Annotated in this window: 9 protein-coding genes and 1 tRNA gene; 2 read left to right on the forward strand and 8 right to left on the reverse strand. The window is 42.0% G+C overall.

Features of this window, described 5'->3' with window-relative positions; translation table 11 throughout:
• Window positions 1-624 precede the first annotated feature (624 nt).
• From AACU33_RS19260 to AACU33_RS19270, 3 genes are all read right to left on the reverse strand, one after another.
• The gene (locus AACU33_RS19260) at window positions 625-1,347 is read right to left on the reverse strand and encodes a hypothetical protein (protein WP_339376145.1); all 723 of its coding nucleotides are present in this window, start codon (window positions 1,345-1,347) and stop codon (window positions 625-627) included.
• 385 nt (window positions 1,348-1,732) lie between these two features.
• Entirely contained in the window at window positions 1,733-2,371 is a 639-nt protein-coding gene (locus AACU33_RS19265) for a J domain-containing protein (RefSeq protein WP_096590187.1), read from the reverse strand.
• Window positions 2,372-2,483: 112 nt separating this feature from the next.
• Window positions 2,484-3,875: a DnaJ domain-containing protein gene (locus AACU33_RS19270; protein ID WP_339376146.1), complete on the reverse strand. Its 1,392-nt coding sequence runs from the start codon at window positions 3,873-3,875 to the stop codon at window positions 2,484-2,486.
• Window positions 3,876-3,903: 28 nt separating this feature from the next.
• On the opposite strand from AACU33_RS19270, the gene AACU33_RS19275 reads away from it, so the two are divergent.
• A complete protein-coding gene (locus tag AACU33_RS19275; protein WP_096590189.1) occupies window positions 3,904-5,001 on the forward strand; it encodes a tocopherol cyclase family protein in 1,098 nt (365 codons plus the stop codon).
• Between the two features lie 33 nt (window positions 5,002-5,034).
• Window positions 5,035-5,108: transfer RNA gene (locus tag AACU33_RS19280), tRNA-Arg, on the forward strand.
• Between the two features lie 509 nt (window positions 5,109-5,617).
• Here AACU33_RS19280 and AACU33_RS19285 read toward each other — a convergent pair.
• The 5 genes from AACU33_RS19285 to AACU33_RS19305 form a co-directional block, all read right to left on the reverse strand.
• Window positions 5,618-6,451 carry a hypothetical protein gene (locus AACU33_RS19285; RefSeq protein WP_096590190.1) on the reverse strand — a complete coding sequence of 278 codons (834 nt, stop codon included), beginning with the start codon at window positions 6,449-6,451 and terminating at the stop codon, window positions 5,618-5,620.
• A gap of 348 nt (window positions 6,452-6,799) precedes the next feature.
• Window positions 6,800-7,657, reverse strand: coding sequence for a nucleotidyltransferase domain-containing protein (locus AACU33_RS19290; RefSeq protein WP_096590191.1), 858 nt, complete (start codon window positions 7,655-7,657; stop codon window positions 6,800-6,802).
• Window positions 7,658-7,970: 313 nt separating this feature from the next.
• Window positions 7,971-8,567, reverse strand: a complete 597-nt coding sequence (locus tag AACU33_RS19295; RefSeq protein ID WP_096590192.1) for a peroxiredoxin-like family protein — start codon at window positions 8,565-8,567, stop codon at window positions 7,971-7,973.
• 154 nt (window positions 8,568-8,721) lie between these two features.
• Window positions 8,722-12,603 (reverse strand): hybrid sensor histidine kinase/response regulator, encoded by a 3,882-nt coding sequence (locus AACU33_RS19300; RefSeq protein WP_096590193.1) that lies wholly within the window; start codon window positions 12,601-12,603, stop codon window positions 8,722-8,724.
• Window positions 12,604-12,814: 211 nt separating this feature from the next.
• Window positions 12,815-15,196, reverse strand: a complete 2,382-nt coding sequence (locus AACU33_RS19305; RefSeq protein ID WP_096590194.1) for a glycoside hydrolase family 31 protein — start codon at window positions 15,194-15,196, stop codon at window positions 12,815-12,817.
• Window positions 15,197-15,250 lie beyond the last annotated feature (54 nt).

Below are 15,250 nucleotides of genomic sequence, written 5' to 3' on the forward strand. Positions count from 1 at the left end.
TGGGAGAATATCGACAGCTTAGGGCGGTTCTTGGAATAATATGCAATCGTTCGAGAAAATTTGGAAATTCAGAGGGAATATAGCTAAACTAAGGTGGACTATGGACAATCTTCGCAACTCTATCTCTTCAGAACTACTTGTGCATCCTTTATCCAACTAGGCAGGTATTTCTGGCTGTGCGTTCAATCACCTCCACAACAATTATCGATGAGTTTAAGGCGAAAACACTTTCAACGGATGCGACAACTGAGTAGTGATTGCGAGGATATTAGAGCAGGAGGCACAGGCTCTAATTTGAAGGTTTTAGTGAACTTTTAACCTTTTTGTACCTTGTTCTTAATGTAGCATCTCCTTTTTGGTGCGTCACCATGTATTTACCAAACTTGAACGGTATTAATTTTCTGCAACAATTTGGCAATTTTTCTTAATAAGTAGAGGAGATAGCAATTTCAAACAGCTTTGCATCACATCAATCATCTGTAAGGCAATACAGTTCGCTCAGGCTGGGATGCTTACATCGTAAGGAATACCGCTATAGCAAAAGATTGTAGGTTTTACCCTACAATCTCTTAACTTAACCGTATCGATCTACAAGGGACGCGAAGCTTTGCACTTGTGACTCTGTTACTGAGCAGAACCCCCAGTGTTACTGTCTCCCGAAGACGAGGAACCTTTGCTATTGGTGTTTGACTTGTCTGTTCCTGAAAATGGAGTATTGGTCAAACTGTCGCTCTTGTTATCTTGTGCAGAAGATTTACTAGTAGAACTTTGTTGACTGGAAGTATTGGGTGATGTACTTGGCGATGTAGTTGGGGCTTTTTCAGCAGCAGGTCGTTGAGACGGAACAGTTATATTAATATTTGGTTGTGTAGGTGCAGAAGATGCTGGAGCCTGGGGTTGTGGAATTACAACAGGTACTTCTCTAGTTCTTTCGATGATTGTGGTTTTGCTTGGAGGAGATTGACTAGCAGCCGGAGAAGGACTGGCACTGTTTGGTACAGGTACAGGAACTACTACTGGCGAACTATTGTCAACAGTTGCATTGTTGCGTTGGTTGAAATACCAAAATGCTCCTACGCCCAAGGTAACTAGGGAAGTGAGGATTACGCCTATTAGTAAGCCATTAGCAGCATTAGCGTTATCGCGATCTGCTAAATTAGCTTGCTGATATCTGCGCTCGCTGTCACGACCATGTACATAACCACTACCATAGGAATTGGTTGTGTTATTAACTGTTTCAGTCGTTCTCTGCACGTGAGTACGAGTCTCACCGTTAGCATCTGTATAAGTTTCTTGCCGATTTTCGCTGCGGTAATTTTCGCGATCGCCTGGATTATTCATAGTCATTATTTCACTCCTCAATTGGAAAAATTGCTAAACTAAACTTTGCAATAATCAAATGTTTTATTGCTTTTGAAAATATGTTTATTTAGGTTTTAAATAGTGTTCTATTTGTTACCTAACGTCTTTACAACATCAGAATAACCTTTGCGATCGCGTCCACGGCTCTATCGCGAGTAGGGAGTTTTTCCTCCATCCAAAGGTGGAATATAGGCAACCATTTGATAACTATTAGCTTATTAACAGGCTAAGTATCTAATAGTTTTACTAATTTATGAAATCTTTAAATGTCCTACTTGTAATCTTGATAATTACTATATTAAAAGTTTAATTTTTATCTTTATGTAAATAAAAATACCCAGTATGTAAGATTGGCGATCGCTTTTGTACGTCATCCCCAACGCCAGTTTAGCTTCAATAAACTTTTAATTTTCTGACACCATCGTTTTACTAGAGGTTGAGACTTTGAGCTATGTCTTGATGAAGTTGACCATCTGGAAGATGAGGATGTAAACGGAGTTTTTACACCTCTCAATTCTTGTTCTAGCTGTGCAGCTTTGTTTAAATCTGAAGTAGCGCGATATTCATATCCCAGTTGAGAACAAGCTAGCCCGCGATATTTGTATGCTTCAATATAGCGAGGATTGAGACGAATTGCGCTGGTAAAATCTGCGATCGCTTCTTCATATCTTCCTTGGCTAGCATTCTGCACTCCCAAATTATAGAAAGTTTCCGCATTCCAGCGATTGACAGAGACTTTGCTAGGCTTGCTTGGCGAAGTTGGAGGTTCAACAGCAGTAGGTAGTTGTTCGGTTTTGAGGTGATTGTAAGCGGCGTTGATTTTTTTGATTTTTTCCTCAGCTGCCTGTTTTTGCTGTTGGTCAGCAAAGCGATCGGGATGCCAAGTTTTAACTAAATTACGGTAAGCTTGCTTTACCTGTGCCTGCGATGCACCGGGTTTCAGTCCGAGAACTTCTAAAGAATCAATGATACTCAGGTGTAGATGCGATCGCGGCTGGTCGTTAGACATATCGCAGATGAAGAAATAAGTAACGATGTAAATCTATGCTAACTTTTTCTCAAAATTTCTTAGAATCCAGCCAAAATCTTCAAAGACAATTTGCGATCGCATCATACTAAACTCACTGCCAAATTTTAATTGTCATGTCTCGGCTACCGCTGGCGAGGGTTTTACCATCGGGACTGAAAGCAATAGCATTAACCCAATCGGAATGATTGCCTAGAGTATAAACTTGTTGTCCATTTTTAACCTGCCACAGCTTCACAGTCTGGTCGGCGCTACCACTAGCAACAAACTCACCATCGGGAGTAAAAGCCACAGACCAAACAAAATTGTGATGTCCTGCAAGGGTATTTATTTGCTTGCCTGTACTAATATTCCATAGCTTAATACTCTGGTCATAACTGCCACTAGCGAGAATTTGCTCGTTAGGACTGATAGCAACACAAGTAACCCAACTTGTATGGCCAGTGAAGGTATGTAACAGCTTCTTATTTTTCAGATTCCATATTTTAATAGTGCGATCGCCACTACCACTAACTAAAATCTCCTGCTGACGACAAATAGCCAGCGAGTAGATCGCATCAGTATGTCCCTTCAAAATGTGTAGTAATTGCCCCATAGCTATATGTGAAATTTTAATAGCAGTATCGCTACCGCCACTAAAGACAGTTTGACCATCTGAACTGATAGCAATAGCCACCACAGGCGTTGAATGTACCTTGAGAGTATTGACTAATTTCCCTGTAGATACTTGCCAAACCATAATAGTGCAGTCATTGCTACCACTCACTAAAGTTTGGCTATCTGGACTAAAAGCAAGGCATCTTATCGACTTAATATGACCATTTAAAGTATGTATTAATTTTCCTGTTTTGAGATGCCAAATTTTAACAGTGTTGTCACTACTTCCACTAGCGAGAAATTGCCCATCTGGACTAATTACAGTTGCACAGACCCAATTTGAATGATTTAAGGTATGTATACATTTCCAAGGCGAAGCTGGAGTTTTTACTTCAGATGTGGGTGGTTTAGACTGTGTTATTCTTTGTTGAAGTTCCAGTTGTACCGCATTTCTCAAATCTGATTTTGCTCTATTTTCATAGCCTAATTTAGAACAGGCTAACCCTCGATATTTATAAGCTTCAAAATAATTAGGATTGAGGCGAATTGCTTGGGTAAAATCCTCAATTGCTTCAGTATATCTTCCTCGTTGAGCATTCTCCATGCCGCGTTTGTAGAAAGTTTCTGCATTGGATGTGTAAGCGTCAACCTTTGTTTGATGAGATTGAGAAGATTGATCTGTTGCCTCTGCGCGATCGGACTTTAACCTGCCATAAGCCTGATTAATTTCTTTAATCTTTTCTTCTGCTACCAGCTTTTGCTGAGGTTCGAGAAAACTATCTGGATGCCAAACCTTCGCCAAACGGCGGTAAGCTTGCTTGATTTCCTGTGGTGATGCATTGGGTTTCAACTCCAAAATTTCGTAGGCACGATCGATATCAAGGCGCATACTGGGATATAGGCAACACATTGAAACTATGCTTAGTATTCCCAAAAATTTCCTCGACACCACCCAAACACCACATTCTGGTTATCACTGGGATGGTAGTAGCCGTCGCTTTTTTGAAGGCTGGTATTATCGCGTCACCTTACCCGATTGCGGTCAAACTTTTGCCTTTATGTACTCTATTGAAGACCCGATTGGCAATCAACCCCACAGTGGTGGTTCAGCCCAAGTTCTAGGGCCAAACGATGAATATATCTGCCGAACTTTTCCGGATGTCACAAAATTTTGGGCGAGTCGCGATGTCTTAGCTTTGGGTCATTGGGGGACAACAGATTTAGCTACCCAACCCTTCTACCTGATCCCAGCAGAGTTTGAACATCATGTTCAACAAGGCTATCAAGCTACAGCTACCTTAAATCAAGGAATTATTAGCGACCCTGCTACAGGTAATTATTGCCGTTGGCAGTATGAAATTAAGCCAGTATATGCTTGGGGTAATCATGGCGGTCTGCAACAATCAACCGCTGGCTGGCTCTCATTTTTGCAGATTTTTGAACCGGGATGGCAAATTTTAATGGCTCACGGTTTAGCTAGTGGGTGGATTGATTGGAACGGTAAAATCTACGAATTCACCAACGCCCCAGCCTACGGCGAAAAAAATTGGGGTGGTGCTTTTCCTAAAAGATGGTTTTGGTTAAATTGTAATAGCTTCTACAACGAACCTGACTTGGCATTAACCGCCGGGGGTGGACGACGGGGTGTGCTGTGGTGGATGGAATCTGTAGCGATGATTGGCGTGCATTATCAAGGCAAGTTTTATGAATTTGTTCCCTGGAACTCGCAAGTTAGCTGGAATATTCAGCCTTGGGGTAAATGGGAAATGCAAGCACGTAACTCAAATTATGAAGTTGAGTTAATTGGAACTACAGATTTACCCGGTACACCCTTACGTGCGCCCACAGCCCAAGGTTTAATCTACTGTTGTCGAGACACTATGCAAGGACAACTGGATTTGCAGTTACGAGAAATCAGTGACGGCAAACCTAAAATCATCTTGAAAGCACAAAGTTCGCTGTGTGGCTTAGAAACTGGTGGCAGTCCTTGGGATGATTCTTGGCAGTCTAGTTAAAAGTACTGCTATCATTATATATGCTTTGTTCTTGGGGCTGTAGCTCAGTTGGATAGAGCGAGCGCCTCCTAAGCGCTAGGTCGTGCGTTCAAGTCGCACCAGTCCCGTATCCCTCTAAATCCCTAAAGCCTTTGATTTTACTAGGTTTTAGGGATTTATTTTTTTGTCTTCCTAGCGCAAATGTAGCATATAAGCACTGTTTAGCGTTGATCGGATAACCTCAAATGGATATGAAATGAATCTCACACCCAGGAAATACAACAAGGCAGAAGCAGACTCAACCAGGCTAAAATTACAGTGACATAATACGAAACGATCTAGAAACTAAACCTGCGTAAACCTTGTGACTTGTTGCGCTTGGAGGAGGAAGTTACGCAAATTGTTACTAGTAATGCACCCTTAGCGATGAAAGTCGCCTTCTCCTAGGAGGATGGAAGTAAGTCAAAAAAAAGATTAAACAGTTTTCCCGTGAAGAGACAGTTGTGAAATTTTTGCTTGCGAAAGCTAGGTTAATTGCAGATTGGTGATGTTGTTTAGCACTTAGGCAACTGGCACGCTAAATATCAGGTTAGAGTTGTCAATAGCTGATAGCCAGTGTTTGTGATTTTTTAGCCGCTTAAAATTGGGACGAGATCAATTGTTGTTTCTTTCGATCGATAAAGTGGATACCCAAATTCACGCCTTTCATATGGCCAGTCATATAGGAAAGCAGCGCGTGGATAAAGACAACGATACCTAACATCTCCATAACCTCTTCTACAGTTGTTAATAAGTCGAAGATGATGTCATCTTCACTATAGTAGTTGGCATAATAACCACCTAATAGTTCAAAACCAATTGCACCGCCTACGTAGATAGTTCCAGCAATTATAAATAAGCGTCGTGTTTTTGCGGGAAGGGAAGCGACAAATCTACCGAACACGAGCAGAAATACCAGTAAGAAGATAACACCAGCAATTACCCAGGCATAGTAAAGGAAGCCACTGGTATGAAATTTAGCTCGTAGTGGTTCTATTAATTGTTCATGAATACTTATGAATTCATCAATAGCTAAATAAACAAAGACCAAGGAAAACCCTATCCATGAGAGGTAATTTCTATTTCCGTCTAACTTTTGAGCTACGGCAATGATTGCCATCAGAATAGAACAAAATAGGATGCTGGCTGATGAATAGGTTGAAGGTATATTGAACTCACCGTCAAGGTTGAATACCATCGCTATAAAATCTCTGCCAACATAATCAGGTAAATACAAGTGGCAAATATTAGCCACAAGACTAGCAATAGCCAAAAATGCCACGATTCTCAGCAAAAATTTGGTGGTTTGCTGGGGAGAAATAAATATTTCCCACAAATGCGATCGCAAGACAGCACTCGCATCTAGTTCCAGACTAGCTTGCTCATTTATTGGTAAGTCTCGATCGTTGTTTCTGCCTGTATGACCAATCATCGTTCAAACCTATCTCCAAAATTGTTTTTCTCAGAAGAAAATTCACTTTTTCCCGGTCAGCCATCATCATTAATCTTTTACGCTGAAAATTAATTATTTCATGATCTTTTCTTAGCCATTCCTTAAACTTATATTAAAGAATACGTATATTTGAATAAATATAAATTTCTGGTATTGTAAATATGAATTTTTTGTATATATGTTCCGCAAGATCGAGTAGACGCATTCGGCGTTCGCCCTACAACTAGCAACCTACGGCGGGCATAGAATCTGTCTATGCTGGTTTTATAATCGATGGGTAGAGCTGGGGATTGTTTACGAAAAAATAGATGTCTGCATTGGGTCAAATTAGATCGCTAATCGCCGATTTCCATACCATTGGCTCAAATCATCTTCAATCGCTTCAAGAATCGCGATCGCCTCAGTTATTGATTTGGCATCGGCTGCTAATAGTACAAATGCTTGCTCAATCCTTTGTTGATAGTCCTGGGGGCAAATAGCAAATTTATTAGCAATTGCCGTTGCACCCTTTTCATTCAATAGGTAATCTTCATTCAGCGCAAATAAAACCTGATTCATACAGACCACACTGCGGAAACAGGAACCTGCTGCGTAAACAACATCATGGCGAGCGATCGCCTTTTTGGCAACGAACAGCGAGAAACTGATTTCCCAAGCAAAAGTATTAATAGTTGCTTGTTTCAATTGAACTGGATAGGGCTTTGTCTTTACCTTCAAGGCTTCTAAAACACGATCGGGATCGTAAAGTAGCTGACAAATAGCAACTTCCCCCATATAAATTGAAGACACAAAACCGTGAGGATGCCCTGGTTGATAATCAATAGTAATTTGTCCAGTATGGCAATCATCAATGACACGATTAACTTTCGCTAAATCGCGATAGAGAAAATCTACAGCTACACCTTCTACCTTTAGCCAACCGCCACCATTAATCCATTTTCCCCATCCCCCAATCGCAGTAATCAAATTTACGCGATGACGATCGTCAAGCTCAGAAGCGAGGCGATTTAAAGCAATTAAATCGGGTGGATTTTCTGGATGGTAATAAAGACCCAAATCGACATCTGAGTTGTGAGTATGATTACCTCGTGCCCGCGAACCACCTAGTGCGATCGCGGTAATTCCCTCAATTGTCTGCAAACTAGAAACAATACGGTTGATAAATTGAGGCAATTCTTGATTCATCAGAAATTCCTCTTGTAATGTTGGTCAAAATTAGACTTTAATAAATCTCTCTTGCTTAACTGATATTAATACCAAATCAAATAATGTTTGCGACACATCAATAATATTCTAGAGGTCACGGCAATGCCGTTTCCCTACAATCTGTTGCATTCTTTTTTCAAATTGGTATAAGTTACAGTTTGTTGTAATCTATCAGAATTAATGAGATTGTTTCCCTACAGACGCAATGACAGATACGACTTTTGATTGCAACTTTGCATGAAACTATTCATAAAAAAGTCAATACGAAAATTTGAAATAATAGAATTTAATTCTAGCTTTTACTAACCACAGAAAGATTTCGGAGAACAGTAATAATTTCAATGGGGTCTAACCGCTTAGTATAATCAGGGTCAACAAAAGCATAAATGACCTTTCCATCTTGAGAAACTATAAATGTAGCCGGAATAGGTAGTTCAAAAGACTCATCTCCATTGTATCTAGGTAAAACATGACCTTTTTGGGCTAATACAGGTCTAAGATACTCTGGTATTTGAAACACAATCCCAAATTGACGAGCGATTTTATTGTTGCGATCGCTCAATACCTCATAGGTTAGTTCGTGTTTTTCCACAGTTAACGAGGTATGATGGTTAGTCTGAGGTGAAATAGCAATTAGTGAAGCTCCTAATGTTTTAATTGCAGGTAATGCTTGCTGGAGCGCTGCTAATTCTGAGTTGCAAAAAGGACACCAAGAACCTCGAAAAAACGAAATAACTACAGGCCCGTTAACTAAGAATTTTTCTACTTCTATTGTTTCACCACAAGCATTAGGAAGCATAAAATTAGGAATAAAATCGCCTACTTTTAAACTGCGGTCAATAATACCTGAAGAAATTAGCTCATGGGTGAAAGACTCTCGCAAATTCATGGTAATTTTCCTGACAGTTAAATTATACTTTTATCTACATTTTTAATGCTTTGTAGATAAATACTGTTGCAGTAAAGTTACTGAAAAGTAAGCTCTTATCTGTCCATACTTAACTGAATTTTGCCAGAGGTATAGTCTTTAACTTAAAAGGATATCAACCACGGCCAACAAGGCTGGCGACTACTGTTGCTAACTCAGCTGGCTGGATTGGTTTGGGTAAATGTAGCTGATAACCTTCTTGGATAGCTCGCATTCTATCTTCTGCTCTCGCATAGGCTGTAAGTGCGGCGGCGGGGACATCGCCTCCTTGCTCTAGTGGGAGCGATCGCACTTTGCGGATGAAGGAGTAACCATCTTCTTGCGGCATACCGATATCACTGACAATTACATCTGGTTTCCACTGAGACATAATCTGCAATGCTTCTTTGACTGATGCTGCTGCTTGTACTTCGGCTTGGCATTGTCGCAGTACAGTAGTAATAAATTCCCGGCTATCAGCTTCGTCGTCTACAGTCAGGACTCGCACGCCCGCAAGCGAAGGGAAAAGCAAAGCAGAATTATCTTCGCGAATTTGTGGCGGTGAGATAGCTCCCTGAGTTGGTAACAAAAGTGGTAGCTTGACTGTAAATGTTGCTCCTTGCTGCTCGCCTGGACTATCAACCTGGACGCTACCACCATGCAGTTCTACTAGATGGCGTACAATTGCTAATCCTAATCCCAGTCCGCCATGCATTCTGGTACTAGAACTATCAGCTTGGCGAAAGCGATCGAATACGTAAGGCAGAAATTCCGAACTAATACCAATACCTGTATCAATTACTTGAATCTGAGCGTAGCCAGTCAAATTACCTTTGAATTGCTCGTTAATTTTTGAAAGTCTGATTTCTACCCTACCGCCAGGGGGTGTAAATTTGATGGCATTGGAGAGTAAATTCCAGATAACTTGCTGTAAACGTTCTGCATCTCCGGAGACTAAAAATTCTCCATAACGATTTTTTTGACAGAGGTTGTGATGCTGGAATTCTTCCCTTGGCGGGCAAAATTGCAAGTCGATTTCTTTAACTTGCGCAGCGAGGCTGACAGTTTCTAAGGCGGAATTAACAATCGAAATCAGATTGCAAGTTGCCACATTTAAACGCAACTTTCCTCTAATCATGCGTGAGATATCCAGCAAATCTTCAATTAGCTGGGTTTGCATTTTGGCATTACGTTCGATTGTTTCCAACCCTCTACTAGCTTGAGTTTCGCTCAGACTACGGGAACGCAGCAATTGTGCCCAGCCGAGGATGGCGTTGAGAGGCGATCGCAATTCATGAGATAAAATTGCTAAAAATTCATCTTTCATGCGGTTAGCATCTTGCAACTGCTCAGTTTGCTGTTGTAGAGAAGCAATTAACTGAGCGCGTTCCATTGCGATCGCAATTTGATCGCAAACTGCTTGCATCATCCCTTTTTGATTATCGCTGAAGCGAGTGCGAGTGCGGCTACCAAAGGAAAGGGTTCCCAAAAGCTGCCCTTGGGCAATTAACGGGTAACTGTAGTAAGCTGTAATTCCTAAAGAGCGAATCAATTCTGTTTTGGGATCGGTTGATTGCTGGACATGATCTAAAGCAATATGACAACGGGTTTGCGCTGTAGTACCGCATACAGCTTGACCGATTGGTAAGTACTCGATTTCTTTTGCCAGTTCTGCCGAAATTCCTGTGGATGAGGCTAGATGCATTACCTGAGAGTTTTCTTCCACTAAATAATTTAGGTAAACATCTAAACCAATTTGTTCAGCAAGTTTACGGAATAAGCTATCAACCAATGCTACAGGGTTTTGGCTGGATAATAATTCACTGGCTGTATCAAATAATAGCTGAAGTCTCTTGTAATTTAACGAAAGGGCTTTTTCTGCTTGCTTGATACTAGTGATGTCTTGGAAAACCATTACACAGGTAGCCGGATAACCATGCATTGCTGGTAAGGTATCAGCAAATACTAGTAGAGAACGCACGCCTTGATTTGTCTGCCAGTCTACCGTCAACCCATCCAAACGTTCTCCACGGGCAACCCGTACCCCTGGCATTTGGTCGTTGGGGATAGGTAGGCCATTAGCATCCGTGCAATAGTAAAATTTATGATAATCTTCGGCTGGTACGCCTTGAGGAAATTCGCCCCCAACTAATTCATCGGCGGCTCGATTCGCGAAAGTTACCCGCGCTGTTCCTGGTTCAATAAAAAGCAGTGGTCTTGGCATCAAGTTCAGCACATCTTCCAGCCATTTTTGCTGATTTCTTAGAACTTCCTCGGCTTGCTTGCGTTCTGTAATATCCAAAAATGCACCGATGCAGCCTCTAGTGTTACCTTCTTCGTCAAATAGAGGTGCAACATACTCTAGTAACTTGACAATTTTGCCATTTTCTTGAACAACATCCAATTCAAAATCTACAACTTCCACACCATGAGCCGCAGCATACTGCATGGGGAGGTCTTCCCCCAAAATTTCCTTACCATCACGGTATAGTTTAAAACTCGGTTTTTCCTCTAGTGGGGAAGTTAGGGAAGCATTTATATTTGGCGAAATTCCTAACTGTTTGGCAAAAGCGGGATTTACTCTGATAGTTTGACATTGTGGGTCTTCGGCAATACCAATCCCAATGGGAATGACATCGAGCAAAGTTTGTAACTCAGTGACCCGGCGTTGAAGATCCTTATTAAGTTTGACTATTTGTTTTTTTGTTTGTTGGCGTTCGCTTAAGTCGATAATAAATGCTACTGCTTCTTCCCGTCGTTCTCCCAGCAGTACGAAACCAACTAATACTGGAATGCGACTTCCATCTTTGCGGATATATTCTTTCTCGTAGGGCGTACAAGTACCATTAGCACTTGCTTGGGCTTCCGCAATTCCTTGTTCGTCCAGATTTTGATATTCAGGTGGTGTAATCTCGCTCCAGCTAATTCTAGCTGCTAATAATTCTTCACGCGTGTAGCCGATCATCGCTAAAAATTCGTCGTTCGCCTGCTGAATACCTCCGTAAATATCGCCAAATAAAATGCCAATTACATTTGCATCTACGAGACTTCTGAGTTTTTGTTCGTAAACTTTTAGTTCATCTTGAACGCGATTGCGCTGGCTACTAAGGCGTTCGACTACTGCTGCACTTTGCCAGATTAAAATGGCGAAAATTACCATGATAATAATGGCAAACAATGATACTGCAAAAGCTGTATCATAATTGCCTACTTTTTGACCGATAACAATTAACCACCCTAGTATAAAAGGCACAGCGATCGCTGCCAATAATAACCTGCGGGACAACAAGCCGCTATCAGTATTGCTTGTAATTACTCGCATTAATCCTTGGTTTGGATGTGTCCAGATAATACCAACACACACAACTATAAAAGTTAGCGCAGTGTGTAACGCCATTGAAGTTGTATAAGGTTGTATGCCATAAAGAATTTTTACTTGATAGGCATAACCAATCAGCGCTTGCAAGGAAATTAAACCAGCTATCAAGGCAAGAAGTTGGGAATACCAATAGCTGCGCTGTGTTCTTTGATACAACAATAACTCTAGGGATCTACCGACGAGCATAAAGTCGAGTGCAGTATTCAATCCCATTCGCCCTGGTTGCACTGTCAATAAAGCACTCGGCGAATCTCGGAATAATAGCTCGTCAATACCAAAATTTCCACCGACGATATATTGAATGACGGTTAACAAACCAATGATAGTTACTGCTAAGGCACAGAGCCGGGAACCCCAAAGGTAGAGAGCGTTATGATGAAGAGAAGCACCTTTTTGTGATTTGAGATTCTGAGCTAGCCACAGTGACACGCCAGACAGTATAAAACCTAAGGCTGTATTTGCCTTCATGGTGACAAAACCGTCGTAGCAGACACATTTAAGAAATTCAATGTCCAAACCCCAACCAAGTAGTACTAATCCCCCGATGAATATAGCGATCGCACTACTTATTTGCACTATCAACGACTGTGTGGCGACTTGATAAAGAACTTGCAGGCGCAAGCGGTTTCCTTTTAACATTGAGGCCTTTGTAACCCCATCTAAACGAGCTTGTGAGAGTCTAACGTTTTTTCTAGTCTAGTGGGTTAAATTTATTGTATTTTATGCTACAGGTAGTTGACTTATAATTTCATCTATCTATATGCATATTTTTAAGGGGAATGGGCATGGGGCATGGGGCATTGATTATTTCTCCCCACACCCCCCACATTCCCTCATCCCCTTTATCTGCTCAAAACTTCCAGCTATAACCTCTGCCATCATCTTGAAAGCGCTGTTCGCCAACACCTACAAGTTCTACAATTACTTCTCTTTCTGGTGGCGTCCATTGCCCTTCATTAGCACTAATTTCTACAATGGTTTCTTCCCCTTCTGTAAATACACTTATTTTTCTGAGAGAAAAGTTTTGATTTTGACTGGTGTTCGACTTGCCATCATCTTCAAAAAATAAGTATTCGTTCTTGCCCGGCCAAATACGCAAATGCAGTTGGTCAACTGGAAGTTCATCGACATATTGCTGTACGGGTTGCATCGGAATAATCGCACCAGCACGGACAAAAAGTGGCATTTTTTCCAAGGGTGCATGGCTGAGAATATGAGTAGAACCTTCGTAACGTTCGCCAGTCCACCAGTCATACCAAGTGCCTGCGGGTAAATAGACAGCTCGGTACTCAACGCCAGGACGGTAAATAGGTGCAGCCATCAGCGAAGCTCCCAACAATACTTGATCGTAGAGAGTGTAAGTTTGGCGATCGCTCGGAAAATGGTAAAATAATGGTCTTAAAATCGGAGTGCCTGTTTGTGCTGCTTCCCAGAAAAGATTGTAGATGTAAGGTAGTAGCTGATAACGCAGATTAATATATTCGCGACAGATATTTTCTGTGCGATCGCCAAATACCCAAGGTTCATGACGCGCAGTAGACATAGCAGAATGACCGCGCATCAATGGGTAGAGCATTCCCACTTGCATCCAACGGGCGAATAATTCCGCAGTAGCGTTACCTGCAAACCCACCAATATCGCAACCAACAAAAGCCACACCCGAAAGCCCCATATTACACAGCATGGGTAGAGACATTTCCAAATGCTCCCACAATGAATGGTTATCCCCCATCCACACAGAAGACCAACGCTGCACCCCAGCATAGCCAGAACGAGTTAGCACAAACGATCGCTCTTGTTGCCGATGGCGCTGTAACCCTTCAGCACAAGCCTTCGCCATCATCAACCCATATAAGTTATGCACCTCTAAATGAGTTGTAGCTGAAACAGGTAAATTCCCCCCTGCACTCTGCACCCTGCTCCCCTGCTCTTCTCCTCCCTGCGGTGCATCTAGCGGAAACCAAATCTTTTCCCCACCATCGCCAAAAGGACGATTATCTATGGCAGGCTCATTCATATCATTCCAAATTCCTGCTACGCCAATATCGGTGAGGCTTTGATGCAAATCACCCCACCACTGACGCACATCAGCGCGTAAAAAGTCAGGAAAAACAGCTTTCTCAGGCCAAACGTAGCCGTGAAATAACTGTCCATCTGCTTTCCGCACAAAATAATCATTTTCTATTCCTAAATCGAAAACGTGATAATTGGCTTCTGGTTCATACTTCACACCTGGATCGATAATGGTGACAGTCTTAAAGCCATCTTTTGCTAAGTCCCTGACCAATTTTGCCGGATCGGGGAAGCGTTTCGGACTCCAAGTAAACACGCGATAACCCCGCATATAGTCAATATCAAGGTGGATGACATCGCAAGGAATGCGGCGCTGACGAAATTCTCGTGCTAGTTCGCGGACAACATCTTCTGATTCGTAACTCCAGCGACATTGATGATAACCCAACGCCCATTTTGGCGGTAACGGCATTCTCCCAGTTAATTGGGTGTATGTACGCAAGATTTGAGCAGGTTCGGGGCCGTAGATAATGTAATAATCTAACTCTCCCTCGCGAGTTTCCATTTTCCAAACACCAGGCTTTTCCGCACCGATATCAAATTGACTCCAAAATGTCGTGTTGAAAAAGATTCCATAACCCACATCTGGACGCAAAGCCATAAAAAACGGAATGGCTTGGTACATTTCATCAGTCAGTGCATCGTAATCTAAAGCATCGACTGTCCAATTAGTTTTAACTTCGCTAAGTTTATCGAGAAAACCCGTGCGTTCGCCAAAACCATAGAAATGCTCATCGGGGTAAATCTTCTTCCAGCCAGCAACCGCACCCATCCGCCAACCCATGCGCATATCGAGATCGTCTTGGGCAAAGGGACGATTCTCTTTGTCAAAGCAGACGAGACAGGATTCTTGCTTTTGCACGCACACACGGATTTGTTCGGTTGTAATTTCTACCGCAGCCCCAATATCCTGCACTTCAAAAGGTACTTTTTCCCATTCGGAATCATCCACTGTCACCGCCCAAGAACGACGAGGCGTAAATTCCCCAGTTGGTGCAAGCCTGACTCGCAGTAGATTGGGAGCAAGTATACTAATCTGCAAGCGAGAGTTACTACACTCCAAATTAACAGTGCGATCGCTCCAATTTACAGACTGCACGCTACCAATAGTTGTCCAAGGTTGGTTAGTTGTGGGTAATTTTCCAAAATATTGCGGCATGATCAACCTATCTTAAATATGTCAAGTGAGAAACTCAAACCCCTACAAAGTAGC

The organism is Calothrix sp. NIES-2098 (assembly GCF_963875125.1).
GTDB lineage: Bacteria > Cyanobacteriota > Cyanobacteriia > Cyanobacteriales > Nostocaceae > Aulosira.

What these genes read in the sequence shown, in the direction of transcription:
- AACU33_RS19260 (WP_339376145.1), bottom strand. Translation starts at nt 1,347, where the DNA reads ATGACTATGAATAATCCAGGCGATCGCGAAAATTACCGCAGCGAAAAT.
- AACU33_RS19265 (WP_096590187.1), bottom strand. Translation starts at nt 2,371, where the DNA reads ATGTCTAACGACCAGCCGCGATCGCATCTACACCTGAGTATCATTGAT.
- AACU33_RS19270 (WP_339376146.1), bottom strand. Translation starts at nt 3,875, where the DNA reads ATGCGCCTTGATATCGATCGTGCCTACGAAATTTTGGAGTTGAAACCC.
- AACU33_RS19275 (WP_096590189.1), top strand. Translation starts at nt 3,904, where the DNA reads ATGCTTAGTATTCCCAAAAATTTCCTCGACACCACCCAAACACCACAT.
- AACU33_RS19285 (WP_096590190.1), bottom strand. Translation starts at nt 6,451, where the DNA reads ATGATTGGTCATACAGGCAGAAACAACGATCGAGACTTACCAATAAAT.
- AACU33_RS19290 (WP_096590191.1), bottom strand. Translation starts at nt 7,657, where the DNA reads ATGAATCAAGAATTGCCTCAATTTATCAACCGTATTGTTTCTAGTTTG.
- AACU33_RS19295 (WP_096590192.1), bottom strand. Translation starts at nt 8,567, where the DNA reads ATGAATTTGCGAGAGTCTTTCACCCATGAGCTAATTTCTTCAGGTATT.
- AACU33_RS19300 (WP_096590193.1), bottom strand. Translation starts at nt 12,603, where the DNA reads ATGTTAAAAGGAAACCGCTTGCGCCTGCAAGTTCTTTATCAAGTCGCC.
- AACU33_RS19305 (WP_096590194.1), bottom strand. Translation starts at nt 15,196, where the DNA reads ATGCCGCAATATTTTGGAAAATTACCCACAACTAACCAACCTTGGACA.